The 9,021-nt window shown below is 33.2% G+C and carries 7 protein-coding genes and 1 other RNA gene; all 8 read right to left on the bottom strand.

Translation table 11 applies throughout. The features are described 5' to 3' along the window. Positions 1-373: 373 nt before the first annotated feature. The 8 genes from JMUB898_RS07155 to JMUB898_RS07120 all read right to left on the bottom strand — a co-directional run bounded on the left by JMUB898_RS07155 (position 374) and on the right by JMUB898_RS07120 (position 8,716). Positions 374-1,252: a 5'-3' exonuclease gene (locus JMUB898_RS07155; RefSeq protein WP_002442914.1), complete on the bottom strand. Its 879-nt coding sequence runs from the start codon at positions 1,250-1,252 to the stop codon at positions 374-376. A 21-nt stretch (positions 1,253-1,273) separates the two neighbouring features. Next, the gene (locus JMUB898_RS07150; protein ID WP_126501962.1) at positions 1,274-4,714 is read right to left on the bottom strand and encodes a dynamin family protein; all 3,441 of its coding nucleotides are present in this window, start codon (positions 4,712-4,714) and stop codon (positions 1,274-1,276) included. A 172-nt stretch (positions 4,715-4,886) separates the two neighbouring features. Further along, positions 4,887-5,531, bottom strand: coding sequence for an SDR family oxidoreductase (locus JMUB898_RS07145; protein WP_269471255.1), 645 nt, complete (start codon positions 5,529-5,531; stop codon positions 4,887-4,889). Between the two features lie 152 nt (positions 5,532-5,683). Further along, positions 5,684-6,820 (bottom strand): THUMP domain-containing class I SAM-dependent RNA methyltransferase, encoded by a 1,137-nt coding sequence (locus tag JMUB898_RS07140; RefSeq protein ID WP_002442920.1) that lies wholly within the window; start codon positions 6,818-6,820, stop codon positions 5,684-5,686. 200 nt (positions 6,821-7,020) lie between these two features. Further along, positions 7,021-7,404, bottom strand: an RNA gene (gene rnpB, locus JMUB898_RS07135) — RNase P RNA component class B. A 51-nt stretch (positions 7,405-7,455) separates the two neighbouring features. Further along, entirely contained in the window at positions 7,456-7,794 is a 339-nt protein-coding gene (gpsB, locus tag JMUB898_RS07130; protein WP_037541446.1) for a cell division regulator GpsB, read from the bottom strand. 11 nt (positions 7,795-7,805) lie between these two features. Further along, positions 7,806-8,372: an SLOG family protein gene (locus JMUB898_RS07125; protein ID WP_037541447.1), complete on the bottom strand. Its 567-nt coding sequence runs from the start codon at positions 8,370-8,372 to the stop codon at positions 7,806-7,808. 11 nt (positions 8,373-8,383) lie between these two features. Next, entirely contained in the window at positions 8,384-8,716 is a 333-nt protein-coding gene (locus tag JMUB898_RS07120; RefSeq protein WP_002442925.1) for a DUF1798 family protein, read from the bottom strand. Between the last annotated feature and the right edge of the window lie 305 nt (positions 8,717-9,021).

The following is a 9,021-nucleotide window of genomic DNA, read 5'->3' as shown; positions in this document are numbered from 1 at the left end:
AGCTATTGTCCACTCCTCTTCTTGATGTTTTGTCTTTGGTGTTTAATGTGATAGTCGAATCTGAGCAAATAAGTATTTCGAAGTTGTTTAAATGAAATGATATCGTTCAAATTGCACTCAATAAAAAAGAGCAATTGACGTCATTTCAAAATTAATTTGATATCGGTATGCCCTCTCATTTATCACAATAGCGTCTGGAACAATATTTTATTCGTTCTAAATAATAATATCATTTTAATATAGGATTGTGAAATTAATTCACATAACTTTTATAAAATAAAAGTGAATGTTGTTAGTGACTATCATTAAAATGTAAAAAAATAACCAAATGATACATCGGAAAAAATTTCCAACGAATCATTTGGTTTATATTTTAAAAATTGCTTGCTAAATATTTTCCAGAAACGTATAACTCATGTTCGTTACAAATCGACAAGATATCATTTAATTCATGAGCGTATGTCATCTCTTCGAATAGCTTTTCTGTTTCAATAGGAACTTGTGTATGGATTTCTGCTAATGATTTAGATAGATGCAGATTATCAATGTTATCATTGATCTTTTTCTGTTGTGCAGGCGTTAACGTTGAAATATTTTCGATTACATTTTCAACTGTATGGTGATTCTGAATTAATTTGATCGCTGTTTTTTCTCCTATACCTTTAACACCTGGATACCCATCTGCTGTATCTCCCATGAATGCTTTAACATCTATTAATTGTTTCGGTTCTAATCCGTATTCTTCTCTAAAACGATTTAACGTATATCGATTGTAAATCGTGAACCCCTTTTTAGTAAGCCAAACTTCTACATTGTCATTAATACATTGAAGTATGTCTCTATCTCCAGTGATGATATAAACATTATTGTGTTCTGAGTATTCTTTGGCAAGGCTACCAATCACATCGTCCGCTTCATAATTAGAGACGCCTACATTAACGAATCCGAATTGTTGAGAGATTTCTTTGACATAATCGAATTGAGGGATGAGTTCGGCTGGTGGAGCTGGTCGATTCTGTTTATAACCTTCAAACATTTCATTTCGGAAGGTTTGTTGTCCCATATCCCAACATACTGCAACATGTGTAGGGTTGATTTCTTTAATCGCGCTAAAAATATGTCTAACGAACCCTTGAACGCCGTTTGTCGGTATCCCTTTAGAGTTGTACATAAATTGATTGTGTAAACTTGTCGCATAGAAATGTCTAAAGAGTAGCGCCATTCCATCTACAAGTAATACTCTTTGTTCCATTAAAGCGTCCTTCTTTCTTCTTTATAAGATTTCGTCTAGTTGTTTTGATTTTGTTTCAAGTTGTTGAATCAGTGAATCATCAAGTTTGAATGATAACAGTTCATCAATTTGTTCTTGAATATGTTGTTCTAATTCTTTAAATTGATCTTCGGCTTGTCGAGACATTTGATGTACATAACTATCAAGTTGTTGTTTAAACGCGCTCATGCCATTTTGCAATAATTTCAATGTCGTATCTGAAATTTGTTCTTGAATGTCACGTTGTGAATTTGGATTTAATAATTTACGTTTGGTTAATTGTTTCGGAAGTGCACCGACCATCTCGTTTAAATCTATTCTTAAAAATGGTGCTTCTTCTACATCAGATTCTATATTGAAATCCGCCTTAACTAACACGTGAATATTATTCAACTTCTTAATTATAGGAGCAACTTGTTCTTCTAATTGTGTATTAAAATATTTTTTAATTCTTTCAGTAATTAATGATTGTTCTAAATATAGACGTTGATGAATTTGGTCTAAGTACGTTTTAGATGAAATTTTCTTTTCTTCATTAAAGTCACTATTTTGAGTCATTTGACTGTTGTAAACCGATTTAACTTCATCTAGAAGTTGTAATTTTAAGCGACCATTTAAATGGTAAATTTGTTCTTCCACTTCATTAGACGTATGTTGTGACGTAGTATTAATTAATTGTTGATTGAGTCTATCTTCATCTTTAATTTGTGATAATTTATTTTGTCTCGCTGCAATTTGATCTTTGTTGTTATGGAATTCTTCTATCATTTCTTTGTATGAATCATTCATTTGCTGAATTTGATGAACCATTTGTTGTTCTAAAATGGTTTTAGATTCTACATCAGCGAAACGTTGGATACTATTTCGTAAATCGTCTATGCCTTGATCGCCTTCTTTAAGCCCCTTACGACTTGAGACATTAAATATTTCAGAATGTAGATTCACTTGTCCTAGTGCATCAGCGACATAATCATGTACTGCGTTAAGGTCGTCCTCATTTTCAGCTAAATCAACCGCATTGATAACCATCTTAAAGGCTTGATTCTCATTTAATTGGTTCATATCTTTCATGTGTTCGATAAAGGCTTTGTCATTATCAGTGAATGAATGGTTGAAATAACTTACATATAGAATTAAATCTGATGATGTAAGAATTTGTTCAGTTTCATTAGTATGACGTTGGTTATTTGAATGTAAACCAAGCGAATCGACGACGATTTTACCTTTGAGCCATTCGAGTGGCAGATTAAGATGGACGGTCTTAACGAATGTCGCATATTCGTCTTCGGCACTCCATTTTTTAACATCATCTTGAGAAACGGTGTGAACTTCGCCTTCATTAAGCATATCTAGATACATATCGTAATGCTGCTCAACCGCATTTATAAATGCGAGTTGATTCTTCTCAAGTTGTGCCTTTAATTTCTTTAAATCACTATGAATGAAAGCTTCTAAAGAATCGAACGATGTATCATAATATTCTAGTACGTTGTTAATTTCTTCGAGTAATTGGTCGGCAGATTTTAGGGTAATTTGACTTTCATCGCCATATGACAGTTCTGTAGTAGCGGCAGTTGTTGGATTAGGTGAACTTACTAAATATTGTCCACCGAGTAATGCATTGATTAAGCTACTTTTACCTGCGCTAAATGTACCAAACACACCAATTTTAGTGATTTGGTGATTAAGGCGATGCATCGTATCTTTAATATCTTTTTTAGTTCGATCGAAGAGTGGAACGTCTTCGACAACTTCAAGTGCATTTTGAATATCAACTTGATTAGCTGTTTCTGCCTCAACTTGTTCTCTTTTTTCATGCTTTTGATGAAAAGCTGTCGAGTTTTCTTCTTTAAGTTCGAAATTCGCTTCAGTTCTTCCGATTAATTTATCAAGAGAATCATCTAAATGAATGTAATAATGCTGATAGTTCTTCGTTGTCAGCGACTCTCTTAAGTTTTTGAATTCGATGAACTTTTCATATTCTTGTTTATCTTCATTGTCATCAGTAGTGAGTTCGCTAGCGTGCGCATGGTTCACTGCTTCTTTAAAGATTAGGTTGGATTCATTTTCAATGAATTTATTTAAAGCTTTTACCACTTCATCTGAGAATGTTAAAACATAAGTGTTACTAATACTTGTTTGCGGTTGGTATAAATCAGAAATAAGCTTGGGTTGAATACGATAATCCTGATTTAAAATATGTTCATTGACCTCACTGCTATTGATGAATCGCGTTAAGAACGACATATCTTCGCGAAGAGGCTGACGAATTTGTTGATCGACTTTATCTTGTAGTTCATCAGTGGCTTTATTTAAACGCTGTTCTTGTTCTTCTTCTTTTTTCTTTTTCTTATTGAACAGTCCACCAACTTTAAAATCATCAGACTTACTTTCTAAGTAAGATCTCAATGATTCGCGCATGTCATGTGTCATAATATACGCATTCTCTAGAATATCTTTACGCTTTTGTTTCAAATAATTGAGCAATTTATCGTCATCATTTAAGAGTTGTGCTTCTTCGCTCACTTCTTGATTCTGTTGGAACTTAACGTAGGCTTGCTCGAAACCCTCTTCTTCGATGTCCAATGTGTCGAGAATATCTTGGATTTCATTTTGAATATAAGCGAGTTGCGCATCAGTAATGAATTCGACCGTACGATGAACATAATCTTCTACAGATTCACGGTTATTATCCATTTCAACGAGATAGTTGGATAATTCATCAATTTGATTCTCCGGATGATCAAATTTAGAGACGTAGTATGTATCAGTAAGATGAATATCCCAATCATTGATTGATTTCTCAACACGTGCTTTAAATGTGTCGAATGTAATTTCTTCCTCATTGTGTTTATCAATCTGATTGATGACGAAAACGACAGGAATCCCTACTTCGTTAATGCGTTTCATAAATTTGAAATTTAATGCAGATTGCACGTGATTATAGTCAACTGTGTAAAATAAAATATTACTTGTGTACATAAATTGTTCTGTACTAGATTGGTGTGTTGCGACGTTGGAATCTACACCAGGTGTATCTTGAAGCGTGAATCCATTGTTAAATTTGTCTGATGGGAAATTAATCTCAACTGATTCTACATCGACATTTTGACGATTCATTTGTTTCACTTCGTCATACGTTTTTAATTTTGTGTATTGTTGATGTGGTAGATTTGCGATGATGCCTGGCTCGTCAGCAACTGAAACAATCGCCGTGTTACTTGTCGTTGGCACAGGTGAACTTGGTAATATATTTTGTTCAAGTAATAAATTGATTAATGTTGATTTACCCGCTGAAAAGTGCCCCACAAACGAAGCGGTAAATTGATTGAGATATACCTTTTTTATAACCTGATTAATTGTATTAACTAATGCATCATTATTTGATTTCTCTACTTCTTTTTTTAATTTATATAAAATGTCTAATTGTTCAGTATTATCCATGTGTTTGAATCCCCTTTAGTTCCATCGATAAAAGATAACGCTTGGTTTATTTAGCGAAAAAAATTAAAAAAATTAGGTTAGTCTCAATGACAAACCCTAATTTTCAAAAGTTATGATATTTTAAATTTTATCACATAGGCTGAATAAAACCTATGTTAAAATACTAGATTTATTATTCAAACCATGCGGGTTTATCGCCTTCTGTTCCAGGTTTATTTACACCGATGTTTTCTTTTGAGTGAAGTTCTGGATTTTTAGCGATTTGAACAGCTAATGATGCGATACTTTTTCTTGAAACTTCCGTACCTCTAAATATTTCGTCTTTTGTTGTAATTTCAAAGACATTTTCATTTTTATCAGTTAACCAACCTGGACGAATAATTGTGTAGTCTAAATCTGAGCTTTCAATAATATCAGAAGCTTTACGGTAGAGACTTAATTTTTCTCCAAATTGTTGTTTATTCCATTCATTAAATGACTCTGGTAATTCATCATAGATGCCAGGAGCCGCAACGAAGATTAAACGTTTAACGTTTTTACTAACCATAGCTTGGACAATTGTTTCAGCTTGTTTATCTAAAGAGCCGGATAAACTTGCAAATACAACATCAACTTCATTTAAAGCTTTTTCGAGATCTTCTTTATTTTTGGCATCTCCTTCGTACACTGTCACTCTATTAGAAGCATAGTCAGGGATACGATGTGCATTTCTTAAGAATAAGTCTACGTTAAAGCTAGAGTTTTCAAGAAAAATTTTAGTAGCTTCGATAGAAACTCTACCGTTAGCGCCGATAATTAATACAGTTTTCATATTGATATTCCCCTTTCTGGTCGTCTTATTTATTTTATATTATTATTTTTTAAAAAATTAAAACACTCTTATTCAACTGTACTACAGTAGCGATAAGAGTGCGAATGAATTGATTTACAAGGTTATTACTATTACACGAAAAGAACAAAAAGTAAACCTTATGATTTAGATTCAGGTTTTTTACCCCAATATTGATAATACGTACATTCAATATATCCATTAAATAATTTACGGCGTTTCGTCGCTTTACGATTGACTAAATACTCGAATTCCTTATTACTTGTCAAAATATAAGTAGATAAGTAAGGATGTTCTTTCATTAACGTTCCGATATAGCGATACATTTCTTCAACCTCTTCACGGTCGCCGATACGTTCACCATAAGGTGGATTTCCTACTAGGGCTACAGGGCCTTCAGAATCAATGGTTAACGTATTCACATCTTTAACTGAAAATTGAATAATGTCACTGAGTCCTACTTCTTCAGCGTTACGTTTCGCAATTTCAATCATTTCTGGATCGATATCAGAAGCATAGACTTCTATTTCTTTATCATAATCAGCCATTTGATCAGCTTCGTCACGTAGTTTATCGTAAATATTTGGTGGCATCATATTCCACTCTTCTGATACAAAGTCTCTATTAAATCCTGGCGCAATGTTTTGAGCAATTAAACATGCTTCAATTGCGATGGTACCTGAACCGCAGAAAGGATCGATAAGTGGCGTATCTCCCTTCCAATTTGCTAAACGAATTAAACTCGCAGCTAATGTTTCTTTAATCGGAGCTTCACCTTGTGCCATGCGGTAGCCACGTTTATTGAGTCCAGATCCTGAAGTATCAATTGTTAATAACACATTGTCTTTGAGTATCGCTACTTCAACTGGATATTTGGCGCCGGTTTCATTAAGCCAACCTTTTTCTTGATACGCTTTCTTAAGGCGTTCAACTATTGCCTTCTTAGTGATGGCTTGGCAATCAGGTACACTGTGTAATGTTGATTTAACGCTACGTCCTTGCACTGGGAAATTACCTTCTTTGTCGATAATTGTTTCCCAAGGTAACGCCTTAGTTTGTTCGAATAAATCGTCAAATGTTTTCGCATCAAAACGGCCCATGACAATTTTGATACGGTCAGCCGTTCGTAACCACAAGTTGCACTTGACGATTGCTGTTTCGTCTCCTTCAAAGAAGATGCGTCCATTTTCGACTTGTGTATCATATCCAAGCTCTTGTATTTCTTTAGCTACAACTGCTTCAAGTCCCATTGGGCACACTGCTAATAATTGAAACATGTCTTTACTCCTTTATACGTGTTGTCTGTATTTTATCAAATTTATATATCAATTTTAATACTTTCAATTTATTGTAATCATTTTACTGTTATTTAGGAAAATGTCTGCGTTGATTGATGACATTGAGGTGTTTAATGGTAATTTTTAAAAATTAAAAAAGCTCTCCATCACAATGGGGAGAGCTAAACTAGTCGTAATATTTCTGTAAGCCATGTTCTGTACCGTTGTACTCATATCGTGTACTAGTTACACTGGTACGTCGGTGGTAACCATCTGTCTACATACTTTCACGTTCGTATGAAAGTCGTCTCGTTTATACGTTGAATTCCGCTAAACAAGTGCTCCTACCAAATTTGGATTGCTCACTCGAGGGGTTTACCGCGTTCCACCTTTTATATTTCTATAAAAGCTACGTCACTGTGGCACTTTCAAACTATTCTAACCATATCAAATGACTTAGGTTATTTCGTTGCCGTCAATTTAATGCCTTGATTTATTGTTTCATCAAGCACGAACACTACAGTCATCTCAGACTGTGTGAGCATGGACTTTCCTCTATATTGCTATAGCGATTACCCGAAATATCACTTTTGCGATTATAACACAATTTTAAGTCGATAAGTAAATAAATTTGATTATTTACCGAATACCGCTTTTTCTAAATTAGAAATACGTTTTAAAATATCTACATTGTTTGATGAGTTATTGGCACCGTTAGAAGAAAAGTTTTTATTTTCTTGTGGTCTTGTTGTAGCAACACGAAGTCTTAATTCTTCAAGTTCTTTTTTTAGTTTATGATTTTCTTCTGATAGTTTAACAACTTCATTATTCATGTCTGCCATTTTTTGATAATCTGTAATAATATCATCTAAAAAAGCGTCTACTTCTTCTCTTCTATAGCCACGAGCCATAGTTTTTTCGAAGTCTTTCTCATAAATATCTTTTGCTGATAATTTTAATGAAACATCTGACATCTTTTTCCACCTCATTCGAAACTTTGATCTTGAGACCACTGCAAGTCGTTGATGAAGTCAGTGAGTTCATCAAACGTCACAATATCACAAGTATAGTTTGTTTTTTCCATAAATTCAACTAACATCCTTTTGAAGAACTTTGGGCTAGCCTCTTGTTCTTCGTCATAAATTAGAATGGTATAGTCTGTATGATCTAGCATAAATTGATCAGCTTGTTTGAACTGATATGGACCTTGGTATTCTGAATGATGAATGCTTTCCGTAAAATCAGCTTGCTGCACAATGGATGTGTACTTTGCCTGATTCTGTTCATTCCATCTATTCGTATGGCCGAGAAAAGGAGTAATAATTCCTAACTTTAATTCTGGATAACTCTCTTTAAGTTCAATTACAACTTCAGCAGTCCATAATTCAATACCCATTTGTCCTTGAATCAGAACCCATTCTAGACCTTCATCTAATAATTGTTCTAATTTATGTGCTATGAATTTCTTTAAATATGAAACTTCTGGAGCATCATCTTTGAATATATTTAATTCAAAAGATTTGTATCCAGTAACATAAACAGTTTTAACCATATTCACCCTCATTAAACATGATGCGTTAAAATATTTTTTAAATCGTACTGTACACTTTTGATTTTCTCAGTGAAAAGTTTTCGACTTGTACGTTTAAAATGACATTCTACAGATAAAGATTGAATATTAGATATGAGTAAATTGAATTTTGTTGGTGTCATATACGGCATATTAATTATCTGTTTATCATAATTTTTTAAATCATCGAGTTTGCTATCGATTGATTTTGTGTAAGGTTGTACGACGTCGTAAAAATCGTAATCTATCTCTGATGCTTTAACTCTTTCAAAACGATGATTCATTTCAGTGATTTCTATGATGAGTTGTTCTATTAAATGTTGCATAAGGATGCCTCCTACAAAATTAATTTAACACAACATGAAAGCGTAAGTCATGTAAACGTATATAATTTCATTGAATGTTTTCTTTTGCGAGAGGATGTTAATAGATGTTGGAAAATGATAATTGAAAAATTATTGAGAGCGTCATTTAAATTATAAAAATTGAATAACTTAAAGGTTACATTTATCTTTCATTTGTGAAAGAAACCGTGACAGAATAACTTAATCACGTTAAAATAGTGAATGATGTATGTTTGTTTAATGACATATACATTCAAAAACTAGAGTTTGATTGAATCTTTTCTTAT

The sequence above is a fragment of the Staphylococcus caprae genome (assembly GCF_003966625.1).
Classification (GTDB): Bacteria; Bacillota; Bacilli; order Staphylococcales; family Staphylococcaceae; genus Staphylococcus; species Staphylococcus caprae.
Note: the sequence above shows the minus strand (reverse complement) of the source record. Positions and strands in the feature narration are given on the sequence as shown.